Here is a 15,326-nt window from a genome sequence, read left to right as displayed (position 1 = left end):
CGTCTGTCGCATAGGCTTGTGCCCAATCTGTGAATTGAACATCAGCCCCAAGGGTAAAAACACCTACGGCGTTCGAAGTAGAAGCCCTACAACCTTGTTCAGGCGTCCACCATGGCCATGGCCTCCTCCACATCCACCGCCACCAGTCGCGAACAACCTGGCTCATGCATGGTCACCCCCATCAGTTGATCAGCCATCTCCATGGCGATCTTGTTGTGGGTGATGTAGATGAACTGCACTGTTTCAGACATCTCCTTCACCAGCCGTGCGTAACGGCCTACGTTGGCGTCGTCCAACGGCGCGTCGACTTCGTCGAGCATGCAGAACGGCGCCGGGTTCAGTTTGAAAATGGCAAAGACCAGGGCCAGTGCCGTCAACGCTTTTTCACCGCCGGAGAGCAAATGAATGGTGCTGTTCTTCTTGCCGGGAGGACGCGCCATGATTGTCACCCCAGTATCGAGTAGATCTTCGCCCGTCAGTTCCAAATAGGCGCTGCCGCCACCGAAAACTTTTGGGAAAAGTGCCTGCAAACCGCCATTGATCTGATCAAAGGTATCCTTGAAGCGGTTGCGGGTTTCCTTGTCGATCTTGCGGATGACGTTTTCCAGGGTCTCCAGCGCCTCCACCAGATCGTCGTTCTGGGCATCCAGGTAGCGCTTGCGCTCGGACTGCTGCTGGTATTCGTCGATTGCGGCCAGGTTGATCGCGCCCAGGCGCTGGATGCGCTGGGCAATGCGCTCAAGCTCTTCCTCGGCGTCCTTCTCGTTCGCCCCCGCCACCAGGGTCGCGAGTACGCCGTTGAGGTCGTAGCCGTCCTCCAGCAGTTGGTCCTGCAAGGCCTTGCGGCGCACGGTCAGGGCTTGCCACTCCATGCGCTGCTGTTCCATCTGGCCACGGATCAGTTGCGATTGCTGCTCGGCCTGGCTGCGGCGCTTCTCGGCATCGCGCAATTCGCGGTCGGCGTCTTCCAGGGCGATCTGCGCGGTCTTGAGCTCTTCGTCGACGCTCATGCGTTTGTCGAGCAATTCTTCAAGCTTGAGGCGCAGCTCTTCCAGCGGCGCCTCGCCCTCCTCCAGGTTGAGGCTCAACTGTTCGCGCTTTTCAGTCAGGCGCTCGGACTGCATTTCCAGGCGCTCCAAGGCCTGGCGGGTGGAATCGTATTGCGCCTTGAGCGAGCCCAGGCGTACCGCCAGTTGATGAGCATGATCCTTGTGCTGGCGCGCTTCCTGGCGCACGCGGTCGAGGCGTTCGCGCAGGCTGTCGCGCTGGGCCAGCAGTAATTCACGCTGCTCGGTATCCAGCGCCATCGCATCAAGGGCTTCCTGCAATTGCAGGCGCGCCTCGCCGATCTGCTCGTGTTCCAGCGCCCGCTGCTCGCCCAACTCGGCGATTTCTTCGTCCAGACGGGTGCGGCGCAGGGCCAATTGTTCGACCTTGGCCTTGCCGGCGGACAGCTGCGCCTTGAGTTCGCCCTGCTGGCGCGCTTCGTCCTGTAACAGCCGACGCAAATGTTCGCGACCGTTTTCCTGTTGACGCTGTTGCGCCCGCAGGTTCTGCAATTCGGTTTCCAGCGCTTCGACGCTGGCCTCGCGCTCTTCGCGCTCGGCGCCCAGGCGCTGGATTTCCTGGCCGCGGGCGAGCATGCCACTCTCCGCTTCGCTGGCCCGGCGCACACGCAGGAAATGCCGGCCGACCCAATACCCGTCACGACTGATCAGGCTTTCGCCGGCCGCCAATTGCCCACGCAAGGCCAAGGCCTGTTCCAGGCTGTCCACTGGCTTGACCTGCCCCAGCCAGGGCGACAGATCGACTTGGGCCTCGACTTTGTCCAACAGGCTGCCCGGCACCCGCACGCCGTCGCCGGCCGGGCTGAGCAGGCGCAGATCGCCTTGGCTGAACCCGGAAAGGTCGAAGCCGGCGAAATCATCGACCAGCACCGCTTGAAGGTCGGCACCCAGTACGGTTTCCACCGCCAACTCCCAACCGGCATCGACCTTCAACCCTTCGGCCAGGCGCGGACGCTCGGCCAGATGCTGGTCGCGCAGCCATTCGGCAGTGCCGGTGCCCGGGTCCAACGCTGCCTGTTGCAAGGCTTCCAACGAGGCCAGGCGGCCGTTGAGGCGCTGCAATTCGCCCTGGGCCTGTTGCTGGTTCTGCAGGGCCAGTTGCAAGGCTTGGCGCAGTTGTTCGAGGCGTTCGACCTGGGCGTCTTCGCTGGCCTGCAAGTCTTCGAGCGTGGCTTCGCTGGTGGCGAGTTGCTCGCCCAGCTCCAGGATGGCGGCGTCCTCCGGGTCTGCCGCGAGCAATGCACGCTCTTCGGACTGACGCCGTTGACGCTCGGCCAGGCGCTCCATGCTGGTTTCCAATTGCTGGATGCGCGACTGCTGGACTTCAGCCTGGCGCCGTGGCTCGGCGGAGGTCAGGTTGAAGCTGTCCCACTGCTCCTGCCAGCCGTGCATGGTCAGCTCGGCTTCCTCCAACGCTGCGGCCGCCTCTTCGGCGGCGGCGCTGGTGAGTTCCTGCTCCGGGGTGAGCCGTTCCAGTTCTTCACCAAGGGTCAGCAACAAGGTGCGGTCGTGGCCCAGGTGCGATTCGGTTTCCAGGCGCGCGCGCTCGGCTTCCTTCAAATCATCCTGCAACTGGCGCAAGCGTTGCTGACCGTGCTGGATGCTTTGTTCGACCCGGGCAATGTCACCGCCCACCGAATAGAAACGCCCTTGCACCAGATTGAAGCGTTCGGACAGTTCGTGGTGCCCATCGCGAAGGCGCTCGATGGCGGCATCGGCGTTGCGTTGTTCGGCCACCAGCGCTTCGAAACTGACTTCCTGGTTGCCAATGATCGCCTCGCGCTGGCCAACCTGCTCGTCCAACGCCTGCCAGCGCAGGGCCGATAGCTGGGCCTTGAGCTGGCGCTCCTCGCCTTTGTATTCCTGGTATTTCTTCGCGGCTTCGGCCTGGCGGTGCAGGCGTTCGAGTTGGCGCTCGAGTTCTTCGCGAAGGTCGGTCAGGCGGGCGAGGTTTTCGTGGGTTCGACGGATGCGGTTTTCGGTCTCGCGGCGCCGCTCCTTGTACTTGGAGATTCCGGCGGCTTCCTCGATGAAATTGCGCAGGTCCTCGGGCTTGGCCTCGATCAGCTTGGAGATCATGCCCTGTTCGATGATCGAATAGCTGCGCGGGCCCAGGCCGGTACCCAGGAAGATGTCGGTAATGTCCCGACGTCGGCACTTGGCGCCGTTGAGGAAATAACTGTTCTGGCTGTCGCGGGTCACTTTGCGCCGAATGGAAATTTCCGCGTAGGCCGCGTACTCGCCAATCAGCGTGCCGTCAGAGTTATCGAACACCAGCTCGATGCTCGCCTGGCTTACCGGCTTGCGACTGGTGGAGCCATTGAAGATGACGTCGGTCATCGACTCGCCGCGCAGGTTCTTCGCCGAGCTTTCGCCCATCACCCAGCGCACGGCATCGATGATGTTCGACTTGCCGCAGCCATTGGGCCCGACCACTGCCGCCATGTTGCTGGGGAAGTTCACCGTGGTCGGGTCGACGAAGGATTTGAACCCCGCCAGCTTGATGCACTTGAGGCGCATGTTCAGGCCTTCGTCAGGGCTGAAACCACCAGATCGCAACTGCGCTGGGCGTAGGCCGTCAGCACGATGCGGATCTGTGGCAAATCACGGGCCAGCACCGCGCCGAGCAGGCGCTGGAACAGGTCGAGGAATTCGCTCATTTCAGCCTTGCGCTGCTCCAGGGCCAGGAAGTAGGCGCGGCTCATGGCCGGCTGCAGGTTCTCGACGGTTTCCTGCAGGTATGGATTGTTGGCAAAGGGATACGCGGCGCGCATCACGCTGAAGCTTTCATCGACGAAGGTGCGGATGTCCTGGCGCGCGTAGGCGTCGTTGAGGCGCTGCTGGATCGCGACGAACGGTGCCATGTCGGCCTGTTCTTTCCAACCATGGGCCACGGCGTTGCCCAGCAGGATGTACAGCTCGCTCATCAGCGCACAGAGGCTGCGCACGTTGTGTTCGGTCAACTCGGTGACATGCGCCCCACGGCGCGGCAGGATCGCGATCAAATGGCGTCGCTCCAGGATCAGCAAGGCCTCACGGACCGAACCACGGCTGACATTGAGCGCCAGCGTGACCTTCTGCTCCTGGATGCGCTCTCCCGGCTTCATTTCGCCGCGAATGATGCGCTCGGCGAGATGGTGGGCGATTTGCTCGGCGAGGCTGTCCGGGGCCTTGAACGTCATGGTTGTCCTTCAAACTCTTAGATCTGCACAAGCGGCGCAGTGTAGCGCACTCGATACGTCATGGCGCAGGGCCTGCACCGGGTTTTTGGCACGATATAAGCAAAAAAGTTAAGGAGTTTGCCCTGAAGCGAAACCTGTGGGAGCGGGCTTGCTCGCGATAGCGGTCTGTCAGCTTGCATCCATACTGAATGTATCGCCGCCATCGCGAGCAAGCTCGGCTCCCACAGGGTTCTACAGTGTCCATAGATCGTTGTTCATCGACCGAATGGATTTTCTTGACCTTTAAGTCAGAAAATCATTGACCGAAAAGTCAGAACTGCTAAATTCAGCCCACGTCGATACAACAATAATGAATCTGCGAGGCCTTCCGTGATCCAGTTTTTACTCAACCAGGAACTCCGTAGCGAGCATGCCCTGGACCCGAACCTGACCGTGCTCGACTATCTGCGCGAACACGTTGGTAAACCCGGCACCAAGGAAGGCTGCGCCAGCGGCGACTGCGGTGCGTGCACGGTGGTGGTGGCCGAATTGGACACGGATGCGAATGGCCGCGAATGCGTTCGCTATCGCAGCCTCAATTCATGCCTGACGTTCGTCTCGTCCCTGCACGGCAAGCAACTGATCAGCGTCGAAGACCTCAAGCACAACGGCCAACTGCACAGCGTCCAGCAGGCGATAGTCGATTGCCACGGTTCGCAATGCGGTTTCTGCACGCCGGGCTTCGTCATGTCGCTGTTCGCCCTGCAGAAGAACAGCGAGCAAGCCGACGCTCACAAGGCCCACGAAGCCCTGGCCGGCAACCTGTGCCGCTGCACCGGCTACCGGCCGATCCTGGCGGCCGCCGAGCAGGCCTGTTGCAGCAAGCAGCCAGATCAGTTCGACGCCCGTGAGGCCGAGACCATTGCCCGCCTGAAAGCCATCGCGCCGACCGAAACCGGCGAACTCAACAGCGGCGACAAGCGCTGCTTGGTGCCGCTGACCGTGGCGGACCTGGCCGATCTCTACGACGCCTATCCGCAAGCGCGGCTGCTGGCCGGCGGCACCGACCTGGCCCTGGAAGTCACGCAATTTCATCGCACCCTGCCGGTGATGATCTACGTCGGCAACGTCGCCGAACTCAAGCGCATCGAGCGTTTCGACGATCGCCTGGAAATCGGCGCCGCCACCCCGCTTTCCGATTGCTACGAAGCCTTGCAAGCCGAATACCCGGATTTCGGCGAATTGCTCCAGCGCTTCGCCTCGTTGCAGATCCGCAACCAGGGCACCCTGGGCGGTAACATCGGCAACGCCTCGCCGATTGGCGACTCGCCGCCCCTGCTGATCGCCCTCGGCGCGCAGATTATCCTGTGCAAAGGCCAGGTCCGTCGCTCCCTGGCCCTGGAAGACTATTTTCTCGATTACCGGGTCACCGCCCGGCAGGAAAGCGAATTCATCGAAAAAATCATCGTGCCCCGGGCCAGCGCCGAGCAGGCGTTCCGCGCCTACAAGGTTTCCAAACGGCTGGACGATGACATTTCCGCCGTCTGTGGGGCATTCAATCTGCGCATCGAAAACGGTGTAGTCCAGGACGCTCGCGTCGCCTTCGGCGGCATGGCCGCCACACCCAAGCGCGCCAAGCATTGCGAAGCCGTCTTGATCGGTGCGCCATGGAAAAACAGCACCGTCGAACGCGCCTGTCTCGCCCTGGCAGAGGACTTCACGCCGCTCTCGGACTTCCGTGCCAGCAAGGAATACCGCCTGCTCAGCGCCCGCAACCTGCTGCGCAAATACTTCATCGAACTGCAAACGCCGCACATCGAGACTCGGGTGACCGCTTATGTCTAATCATCACGCCGTAGAGAAGAGCCAAGCTGAACTCGCGGAGCTGTTCGCCCGCGACCTGACGACCGGCGTGGGCCGCAGCGTCAAGCACGACAGCGCTGCCAAGCACGTGTCTGGCGAGGCGCAGTACATCGATGACCGCCTGGAATTCCCGAACCAGTTGCACGTCTATGCGCGGCTGTCGGACCGCGCCCACGCGCGAATCCTGCGCATCGACACCGCGCCCTGCTACGCCTTCGAAGGCGTGCGCATCGCCATTACCCACCAGGACATTCCCGGCCTGAAGGACATCGGCCCGTTGCTGCCCGGCGACCCGCTGCTGGCGATCGATGACGTGCAGTTCGTCGGCCAACCGGTGCTGGCCGTCGCGGCCAAGGACCTTGAGACCGCACGCAAGGCGGCCATGGCCGCGATCATCGAATACGAAGACCTCGAACCGGTGCTGGACGTGGTCGAGGCGCTGCGCAAGCGGCACTTCGTGCTCGACAGCCACACCCACCAGCGCGGTGATTCAACCACCGCATTGGCGAGTGCCGAGCATCGCATCCAGGGCTCGCTGCACATCGGCGGCCAGGAGCACTTTTACCTGGAAACCCAGATTTCTTCGGTGATGCCGACTGAAGACGGCGGCATGATCGTCTACTGCTCGACCCAGAACCCCACCGAAGTGCAGAAGCTGGTGGCCGAAGTGCTCGGTGTGTCGATGAATAAGGTCGTGGTCGACATGCGCCGCATGGGCGGCGGCTTTGGCGGCAAGGAAACCCAGGCCGCCAGCCCGGCGTGCCTGTGCGCGGTCATCGCGCACCTCACCGGCCAGCCCACCAAGATGCGCCTGCCCCGGGTCGAAGACATGCTGATGACCGGCAAGCGCCACCCCTTCTACATCGAATATGACGTCGGCTTCGACAGCACCGGGCGCCTGCATGGCATCGCTCTTGAATTGGCCGGCAACTGTGGCTGCTCGCCGGACCTGTCGGCCTCGATCGTCGACCGGGCGATGTTCCATGCCGACAACGCCTACTATCTGGGCGACGCGACCATCAACGGCCATCGCTGCAAGACCAACACCGCGTCAAACACCGCCTACCGGGGTTTCGGCGGCCCCCAAGGCATGGTCGCCATCGAAGAAGTGATGGACGCCATCGCCCGCCACCTGGGGCTCGATCCGCTGGCGGTGCGCAAGGCCAACTATTACGGCAAGACCGAGCGCAACGTCACGCATTACTACCAGACCGTCGAGCACAACATGCTCGAAGAGATGACCGCCGAGCTTGAACAAAGCAGCCAATACGCCGAGCGCCGCGAAGCGATCCGCCGCTACAACGCCAACAGCCCGATCCTGAAGAAAGGCCTGGCGCTGACGCCGGTGAAGTTCGGCATTTCGTTCACCGCCAGCTTCCTCAACCAGGCCGGCGCGTTGATCCACGTGTACACCGACGGCAGCATCCACCTCAACCATGGCGGCACGGAAATGGGCCAGGGCTTGAACACCAAGGTCGCACAGGTAGTGGCCGAGGTGTTCCAGGTGGAAATGGACCGTGTGCAGATCACCGCGACCAACACCGACAAGGTGCCGAACACCTCGCCGACCGCGGCCTCGAGCGGTGCCGACCTGAACGGCAAGGCTGCGCAGAATGCCGCCGAAACCATCAAGCGGCGCCTGGTGGAATTCGCCGCGCGGCAGTACAAGGTCAGTGAAGAAGACGTGGAATTCCACAACGGCCACGTGCGGGTGCGCGATCACATCCTGACCTTCGAGGCGCTGGTGCAACAGGCGTATTTCGCCCAGGTCTCGCTGTCGAGCACCGGCTTCTACAAGACCCCGAAAATCTACTACGACCGCAGCCAGGCCCGTGGTCGGCCGTTCTATTACTACGCCTACGGCGCGGCGTGTGCCGAAGTGATCGTCGACACCCTCACCGGCGAGTACAAGATGCTGCGCACCGACATCCTCCACGACGTCGGCGCCTCGCTGAACCCGGCCATCGACATCGGCCAGGTCGAGGGCGGTTTCATCCAGGGCATGGGCTGGCTGACCATGGAAGAGCTGGTGTGGAACGACAAGGGCAAGCTGATGACCAACGGCCCGGCCAGCTACAAGATCCCCGCCGTCGCTGACATGCCTTTGGATTTGCGGGTCAAGTTGGTGGAAAACCGCAAGAACCCCGAAGACACGGTATTCCACTCCAAGGCCGTCGGCGAGCCGCCGTTCATGCTCGGCATCGCCGCGTGGTGCGCCATCAAGGACGCCGTGGCGAGCCTCGGGGATTACCAGCATCAACCGAAGATCGACGCGCCGGCGACGCCGGAGCGGGTGTTGTGGGGGTGTGAGCAGATGCGCGGGTTGAGGGTGGTGCAGGTAGGGGAAGCTGAAACCGAGTTGGCTTCGCTTTAGACCGCGGCGCTGCTATCGCGAGCAAGCTCGCTCCCACAGGGGACCGCAATCCAATGTGGGAGCGAGCTTGCTCGCGAAAGCGGCCGGACAGACAAGAGAGATGTCGAGGTGAATATGTACAACTGGATCAGCGCCCTCGCCGACCTGCAGACCCGCGGTGAATCCTGCGTGCTCGTGACAATCATCGAGGAGCTCGGCTCCACGCCGCGCAACGCCGGCTCGAAGATGGTCGTCAGCGCCAGCCAGGCGTTCGACACCATTGGTGGCGGACACTTGGAATACAAGGCTATGGAGATCGCTCGGCGGATGCTCGTCAACGGCCAGCAGAACACCCATCTGGAGCGCTTCAGCCTCGGCGCCAGCCTGGGCCAATGCTGCGGCGGCGTGACCGTGCTGTTGTTCGAACCCATGGGCCAGGTCCAGGCGCAGATCGCCGTGTTCGGCGCCGGCCACGTCGGCCGCGCCCTGGTGCCGTTGCTGGCGAGCCTGCCGTGCCGGGTGCGCTGGATCGACTCGCGGGAAGCCGAGTTTCCCGAACACCTGCCCCAAGGCGTGCGCAAAATCGTCACCGAAGACCCGCTGGATGAAGTCGACGAGTTGCCCCCCGGCAGCTACTGCATCGTCATGACCCACAATCACCAGCTCGACCTGGAACTGAGCGCCGCGATCCTCAAGCGCAACGACTTTGCCTACTTCGGGCTGATCGGTTCGAAGACCAAGCGGGTCAAGTTCGAACACCGCCTGCGGGATCGCGGCTTCGACAGCGGCACCCTGCAACGCATGCGTTGCCCGATGGGCATCGGCGAAATCAAAGGCAAGTTGCCTGTTGAAATCGCCATCTCCATCGCCGGCGAAATCATCGCCACCTATAACGCGGATTTCGGCCAGCACACCTCACGCGCCGAACCGATTGCCAAGTTGCTGCCGGTTTCGCGCCGCAGCCAGCGTTAATCTTTTTTAACGAGACAAACCATGCCCCTGACACGCAAAGCCTACCGCGCCGCCCTGCTCCACAGCCTCGCCGACCCGGCCGAGGTGGGCATCGAGGCGTCCCATGAGTATTTCGAAGACGGCCTGCTGGTGGTGGAAAACGGCCAGATCAGTGCCATCGGCCACGCCAGCGACCTGCTGCCGACCCTGGCGGCGGACATCGAGATCACGCATTACCAGGACGCGCTGATCACCCCGGGCTTCATCGACACCCACATCCATCTGCCGCAAACCGGCATGGTCGGCGCGTATGGAGAGCAACTGCTGGATTGGCTCAACACCTACACCTTCCCTTGCGAAAGCCAATTCGCCGACAAGGCCCATGCCGAGACAGTGGCGGATATTTTCATCAAGGAACTGCTGCGCAACGGCACCACCACCGCCCTGGTGTTCGGCAGCGTGCACCCGCAATCGGTGAACGCGTTTTTTGAAGTGGCCGAGAAACTCGACCTGCGGATGATCGCCGGCAAAGTGATGATGGATCGCAACGCCCCCGACTATCTGGTCGACACCGCCGAATCCAGCTACACCGAGAGCAAGGCGCTGATCGAGCGCTGGCACGGCAAGGGCCGCCTGCACTACGCCGTGACCCCGCGCTTCGCACCGACCAGCACCCCGGAACAACTGACCCTGGCCGGCCAATTGCTCAGCGAATACCCGGACCTGTACATGCAGACCCACATCAGTGAAAACCTGCAGGAAGTGCAATGGGTCAAGGAGCTGTTCCCGGAGCGCAAGGGTTACCTGGACGTCTACGACCACTACCAACTGCTCGGCGAACGCTCGGTGTTCGCCCACGGCGTGCACCTGTGCGACGACGAGTGCGCGCGCCTGGCGCAGACCGGTTCGGCCATTGCCTTCTGCCCGACCTCGAACCTGTTCCTGGGCAGCGGGCTGTTCAACCTGCCGATGGCGGAGAAGCACAAGGTGAACGTAGGGTTGGGCACGGACGTGGGCGGTGGCACCAGTTTTTCGCTGCTGCACACCTTGAACGAAGCCTACAAGGTCATGCAGTTGCAAGGCGCGCGGCTGAGTCCGTTCAAGTCGCTGTACCTGGCCACCCTCGGCGGCGCCCGGGCCTTGCGCCTGGAGGAAAAGATCGGGACGTTGCAGCCAGGAACCGATGCGGATTTCCTGGTGCTGGACTACAACGCGACGCCGCTGTTGAGCTATCGCCTCAAGCAGGCCAAGGACATTGCCGAGCGGTTGTTCGTGTTGATGACGCTGGGGGATGACCGGACGGTCGCGCAGACTTATGCGGCTGGGAGGTTGGTTCACCAGCGATAAAACTTCAGCGCATGTTGGATCGCCATCGCAAGCAAGCTCGCTCCCACAGGGGATATGTGTTGTTCACACTAACCCTGTGGGAGCGAGCTTGCTCGCGATTGGCGGTATGACTGATTCAACCCTCAGAGCTTGGCAGGCGTACGCCCCGGCTTCTTGCTCTGCAACAGATGCGAGAACACCGCGTGCAAGTCATCCGACGCGCTTTCCTCGTCGAGGTTGAGCTTGCTGTCGATGTGGTCCATGTGGTGCATCATCAGGTCCACCGCCAGCTTGGCGTCGCGGGCCTCGATGGCGTCGATCAGTTGGGTGTGTTCGTCATAGGAACAGTGGGATCGGTTGCCGCTTTCATACTGGGCGATGATCAACGAAGTCTGGGATACCAGGCTGCGCTGGAAGCTGATCAGCGGGGCATTCTTCGCCGCCTCGGCCAGCTTCAAGTGGAACTCGCCCGACAAGCGGATGCCGGCACCACGATCGCCGCGGGAGAAACTGTCGCGCTCGTCGCTGACCATCTGCCGCAGCTCGGCAAGCTGCTCGGCGGTGGCGTGCTGGACCGCCAGTTCCGTGATCGCCTTCTCCACCATGCGCCGGGCGAAGAACACCTGGCGTGCCTCTTCGACACTCGGGCTGGCGACGACCGCGCCGCGATTGGGCCGCAACAGCACCACGCCTTCATGGGCCAGGCGTGACAGCGCACGGCGAATGATGGTGCGGCTCACCCCGAAAATCTCCCCAAGTGCCTCTTCGCTCAATTTGGTACCGGGCGCCAGGCGCTGCTCGAGGATGGCCTCGAAAATGTGCGCATAGACAATATCGTCCTGGGTTCCGCTGCGGCCGGCTTTGCCTGCTCGCGGTTGTTTCTTGAGGGGCTGCAACTGTTCGTTCATGGGCACTCGAGTCGGGAGAACTGCGGCGATTTAACCGTGACTGTAATACGGCACAGCGGGTCGCTGGCAAGTATCGCGTAAAAAACACGGCGATTGTACACAACCTCTGATGGCAACACGACTGTACGGCTCTTTGCGGACATGGCTGTATTGCAATCGACCACGGTGTTGAGTTTAGGCTTAAACCACGAAACCCGTGGCCCATCAAGGCCAGCCAATCTACAACAAGGAACACCGCCCACCATGACCGAAGTCACGACCGCGCCACTTCGTCCCTTGGCCGATACATCGCCCTCGGCCATCGTCGCCGGCTTCATCGCCATGATGACGGGCTACACCAGTTCCCTGGTGCTGATGTTCCAGGCTGGGCAAGCGGCGGGCCTGACCAGCGGGCAGATTTCCTCGTGGATCTGGGCGATTTCCATCGGCATGGCCGTGTGCTCCATCGGCCTTTCGCTGCGCTACCGCACGCCGATTACCATTGCCTGGTCGACTCCCGGCGCGGCGTTGCTGATCACCAGCCTGGGCGGCGTGAGTTATGGCGAGGCCATCGGCGCCTATATAACGTGCGCGGCGTTGGTGACGATCTGCGGCCTGACCGGCAGTTTCGAGCGCCTGGTCAAGCGCATTCCGGCCTCGCTGGCGGCGGCGTTGCTGGCAGGCATCCTGTTCAAGATCGGCAGCGAAATCTTTGTCGCCACCCAGCACCGCACCGGCCTGGTGCTGGGCATGTTCTTCACCTACCTGATCGTCAAGCGCCTCTCGCCGCGTTACGCGGTGCTGGCGGCGCTGCTGGTCGGCACCGCGCTGTCGGGCCTGTTGGGACTTTTGGATTTCAGCGGTTTCGCCCTGGAAGTCGCGACACCGGTCTGGACCACGCCGCACTTTTCCCTGGCGGCCACCATCAGCATCGGCATCCCGCTGTTCGTGGTGGCGATGACCTCGCAGAACATGCCTGGCATTGCCGTGCTGCGCGCCGATGGCTACAACGTACCGGCGTCGCCGTTGATCACCAGCACCGGCGTCGCCTCGCTGCTGCTGGCGCCGTTCGGCTCCCACGGGATCAACCTGGCGGCGATCAGCGCAGCGATCTGCACCGGGCCGCACGCCCATGAAGATCGCAACAAGCGCTACACGGCCGCCGTGTGGTGCGGGATTTTCTATGGGATTGCCGGAGTGTTCGGCGCAACGCTGGCGGCGCTGTTCGCGGCATTGCCCAAGGAACTGGTGCTGTCCATCGCGGCCCTGGCGCTGTTCGGATCGATCATCAATGGGCTGAGCATCGCCATGAGCGAAGTGAAGGAACGGGAGGCGGCACTGGTCACTTTCATGGTCACGGCGTCGGGGCTGACGCTGTTTTCCATCGGTTCGGCGTTCTGGGGGATTGTGGCGGGGGTGTTGACGTTGCTGATCCTGAACTGGCGCAACGCCTGAAACTTAAAAGCTTCGCGGGCAAGCCCGCTCCCACAGTGGATATGTGTCGTTCATATCACCTCTGTGGGAGCGGGCTTGCTCGCGAAGGCGGCCTGGCAAGCGCCGCACAAATGGCAGGCACAAAAAAACCGGCACCTGTAAAGGTCGCCGGTTTTTTTTACACCATCAAGCCTTCGGGTTGATCGGCTTTTCCGGGTACCACACGTCCAGCAACGGGCTGACTTCAACGCTGGTCAGCTCAGGACGGGCCTTGAGCCAGGCTTCAACGGCAGCGCGCTGCTCTTCGGTCACCGAGCCACGCTTCTGCAGGCAAACCAGGCCGTAGTCGTCACCGCCGACATAACCCAGGCCGTTGGCTTCCATGGCTTCTTTCAGGAAAGCGTCGAGGAAAGCGTCAATAGCCTCATCGGCCAGATCTTCTTTGAAATCCAGGTTCAGTTCGAAACCCAGCTCTTGAAATTCATCCACGCACAGCTTTTTGCGCAGACGCTGGGAACGGTTAGTCGCCATTGGAACAATCCTCATAAGTAATAACGGCCGGCACTTTACCAGTTTGGTGCATCGTTTGCCCGACTCATCAGGCATATCGCGTTACCGCCGGTAAAAAAATACCGCTTCGACGGGCTTGGGCACGGCACAAGCCGTTGCGCCTTGGGGCATAATGCCGAACTTTCATGACCGTTGAGGGCGTTCATTTTCATGTCCTCGTCTTTTTCCCCCTCGCCTGCAGGGTTTTACTTCACATGATCAAATCTTTGCGTCCATTGCTCCTGGCCAGCCTTCTTCTTCCCCTGGCCCTTCCTGTCACCACCAGCGCCGCCACCATCAACACCGCCCTGTCGCCGAATGTGCAAAAGGCCCTCAAGAACAGCAAGCTGCAAGACAACGCCCTGTCCCTGGTCATGGTGCCGCTCGATGGCCCTGGCACCCCGACGCTGTACAACGCCGATGTCTCCGTGAACCCGGCGTCCACCATGAAATTGGTCACGACCTACGCTGCTTTGGAGATGCTCGGGCCGAACCACCAGTGGAAAACCGAGTTCTACACCGACGGGACCCTCAGCGGTGGCATCCTCAACGGCAACCTGTACCTCAAGGGCGGCGGCGATCCCAAGCTGAACATGGAAAAACTCTGGCTGTTGATGCGCGACCTGCGGGCCAACGGCGTGCAGCAGGTGACCGGCGACCTGGTGCTGGATCGGAGTTTTTTCATCCAGCCACAATTGCCCGAGTTCAACGACGACGGCAACGACGAGAACAAACCCTTCCTGGTCAAGCCCGACTCGCTGTTGGTCAACCTCAAGGCCCTGCGCTTCGTCGCCCGCAACGACGGCGGCCGGGTGCTGGTATCGGTCGAGCCGCCGATTGCCAGCATCCGCATCGAAAACGTGGTCAAGGCCGCCAATGGCAAGCAGTGCGCCGGCGGCGTTCGCTACAACCCGGTGGCGAACGCCGATGGCAGCATGACCGTCACCGTCAGTGGCCAACTCGGCGATGGATGCAGCTCCCAGACCTACCTGTCATTGCTCGATCACGCCACCTATACCGCTGGCGCCGTGCGGGCGATCTGGAAGGAGCTGGGCGGCAGCATCCAGGGCAACGATCGCCTGGCCGCGACCCCGGGCAACGCCAAATTACTCGCCCGGGCCTTCTCGCCAGACCTGGCGGAGATCATCCGCGACATCAACAAATACAGTAACAACACCATGGCCCAGCAACTGTTCCTGAGCCTGGGCGCGCAGTTTCGCAACGAGGCCGACGGCGACGACGCCAAGGCTGCGCAGCGGGTGGTACGCCAGTGGCTGGCCAAGAAAGGCATTACCGCGCCGCACCTGGTGATGGAGAACGGTTCTGGCCTGTCCCGCGCCGAACGGGTCAGCGCCCGGGAAATGGCGGCGATGCTGCAGGCGGCATGGCACAGTCCGTATGCGGCGGAATACATCAGCTCGATGCCCATCGCCGGAACCGACGGCACCATGCGCAAGCGCCTCAAGACCACCGCCATGGCTGGCGAAGCCCACATCAAGACCGGCACGCTGAACACCGTCCGGGCCATTGCCGGCTTCAGCCGCGACATCAACGGCAACACCTGGGCGGTCGTGGCGATCCTCAACGATCCGAAGCCATGGGGCGCTTCTTCGGTGCTGGACCAGGTATTGCTTGACCTGTATCGCCAGCCGAAGCTCCCGCAGGCGGCTTCGGTGCTCTGAGCCGGGACGACAGAGATCAAGTGTGGGAGCGAGCTTGCTCGCGATTCGGTAGG

10 protein-coding genes are annotated in these 15,326 nt (G+C 62.2%); 6 read left to right on the top strand and 4 right to left on the bottom strand.

What is annotated here, in order from left to right:
• Nucleotides 1–98: 98 nt before the first annotated feature.
• The gene (gene smc / locus JMN22_RS10760; RefSeq protein ID WP_198797584.1) at nt 99–3,587 is read right to left on the bottom strand and encodes a chromosome segregation protein SMC; all 3,489 of its coding nucleotides are present in this window, start codon (nt 3,585–3,587) and stop codon (nt 99–101) included.
• 2 nt (nt 3,588–3,589) lie between these two features.
• A complete protein-coding gene (locus JMN22_RS10755) occupies nt 3,590–4,249 on the bottom strand; it encodes a GntR family transcriptional regulator (RefSeq protein WP_198797585.1) in 660 nt (219 codons plus the stop codon).
• A 369-nt stretch (nt 4,250–4,618) separates the two neighbouring features.
• On the opposite strand from JMN22_RS10755, the gene xdhA reads away from it, so the two are divergent.
• The 4 genes from xdhA to guaD all read left to right on the top strand — a co-directional run bounded on the left by xdhA (nt 4,619) and on the right by guaD (nt 10,742).
• Entirely contained in the window at nt 4,619–6,073 is a 1,455-nt protein-coding gene (gene xdhA, locus JMN22_RS10750) for a xanthine dehydrogenase small subunit (RefSeq protein ID WP_198797586.1), read from the top strand.
• Entirely contained in the window at nt 6,066–8,465 is a 2,400-nt protein-coding gene (gene xdhB, locus JMN22_RS10745) for a xanthine dehydrogenase molybdopterin binding subunit (RefSeq protein WP_198797587.1), read from the top strand. Before xdhA ends, xdhB begins: the two co-directional genes overlap by 8 nt.
• Before the next feature lie 114 nt (nt 8,466–8,579).
• Entirely contained in the window at nt 8,580–9,416 is an 837-nt protein-coding gene (xdhC, locus tag JMN22_RS10740; protein ID WP_198797588.1) for a xanthine dehydrogenase accessory protein XdhC, read from the top strand.
• 21 nt (nt 9,417–9,437) lie between these two features.
• The gene (guaD, locus tag JMN22_RS10735) at nt 9,438–10,742 is read left to right on the top strand and encodes a guanine deaminase (RefSeq protein ID WP_198797589.1); all 1,305 of its coding nucleotides are present in this window, start codon (nt 9,438–9,440) and stop codon (nt 10,740–10,742) included.
• A 122-nt stretch (nt 10,743–10,864) separates the two neighbouring features.
• On the opposite strand, the gene JMN22_RS10730 is transcribed toward guaD, so the two are convergent.
• Entirely contained in the window at nt 10,865–11,629 is a 765-nt protein-coding gene (locus tag JMN22_RS10730; RefSeq protein ID WP_030140875.1) for a GntR family transcriptional regulator, read from the bottom strand.
• Between the two features lie 243 nt (nt 11,630–11,872).
• Between JMN22_RS10730 and JMN22_RS10725 the strand changes: the two genes are divergently transcribed.
• Entirely contained in the window at nt 11,873–13,063 is a 1,191-nt protein-coding gene (locus JMN22_RS10725) for a benzoate/H(+) symporter BenE family transporter (RefSeq protein WP_198797590.1), read from the top strand.
• 165 nt (nt 13,064–13,228) lie between these two features.
• Here JMN22_RS10725 and JMN22_RS10720 read toward each other — a convergent pair whose 3' ends face one another.
• Nucleotides 13,229–13,573, bottom strand: a complete 345-nt coding sequence (locus JMN22_RS10720; RefSeq protein ID WP_039589030.1) for a YggL family protein — start codon at nt 13,571–13,573, stop codon at nt 13,229–13,231.
• 233 nt (nt 13,574–13,806) lie between these two features.
• Between JMN22_RS10720 and dacB the strand changes: the two genes are divergently transcribed.
• Nucleotides 13,807–15,273, top strand: coding sequence for a D-alanyl-D-alanine carboxypeptidase/D-alanyl-D-alanine endopeptidase (gene dacB, locus JMN22_RS10715; RefSeq protein WP_198797591.1), 1,467 nt, complete (start codon nt 13,807–13,809; stop codon nt 15,271–15,273).
• Nucleotides 15,274–15,326 lie beyond the last annotated feature (53 nt).

This window comes from Pseudomonas sp. HB05 (assembly GCF_016756915.1).
GTDB classification, from domain to species: Bacteria; Pseudomonadota; Gammaproteobacteria; order Pseudomonadales; family Pseudomonadaceae; genus Aquipseudomonas; species Aquipseudomonas alvandae.
Note: the sequence above shows the minus strand (reverse complement) of the source record. Positions and strands in the feature narration are given on the sequence as shown.

What these genes read in the sequence shown, in the direction of transcription:
- smc (WP_198797584.1), bottom strand. Translation starts at nt 3,587, where the DNA reads ATGCGCCTCAAGTGCATCAAGCTGGCGGGGTTCAAATCCTTCGTCGAC.
- JMN22_RS10755 (WP_198797585.1), bottom strand. Translation starts at nt 4,249, where the DNA reads ATGACGTTCAAGGCCCCGGACAGCCTCGCCGAGCAAATCGCCCACCAT.
- xdhB (WP_198797587.1), top strand. Translation starts at nt 6,066, where the DNA reads ATGTCTAATCATCACGCCGTAGAGAAGAGCCAAGCTGAACTCGCGGAG.
- xdhC (WP_198797588.1), top strand. Translation starts at nt 8,580, where the DNA reads ATGTACAACTGGATCAGCGCCCTCGCCGACCTGCAGACCCGCGGTGAA.
- guaD (WP_198797589.1), top strand. Translation starts at nt 9,438, where the DNA reads ATGCCCCTGACACGCAAAGCCTACCGCGCCGCCCTGCTCCACAGCCTC.
- JMN22_RS10730 (WP_030140875.1), bottom strand. Translation starts at nt 11,629, where the DNA reads ATGAACGAACAGTTGCAGCCCCTCAAGAAACAACCGCGAGCAGGCAAA.
- JMN22_RS10725 (WP_198797590.1), top strand. Translation starts at nt 11,873, where the DNA reads ATGACCGAAGTCACGACCGCGCCACTTCGTCCCTTGGCCGATACATCG.
- JMN22_RS10720 (WP_039589030.1), bottom strand. Translation starts at nt 13,573, where the DNA reads ATGGCGACTAACCGTTCCCAGCGTCTGCGCAAAAAGCTGTGCGTGGAT.
- dacB (WP_198797591.1), top strand. Translation starts at nt 13,807, where the DNA reads ATGATCAAATCTTTGCGTCCATTGCTCCTGGCCAGCCTTCTTCTTCCC.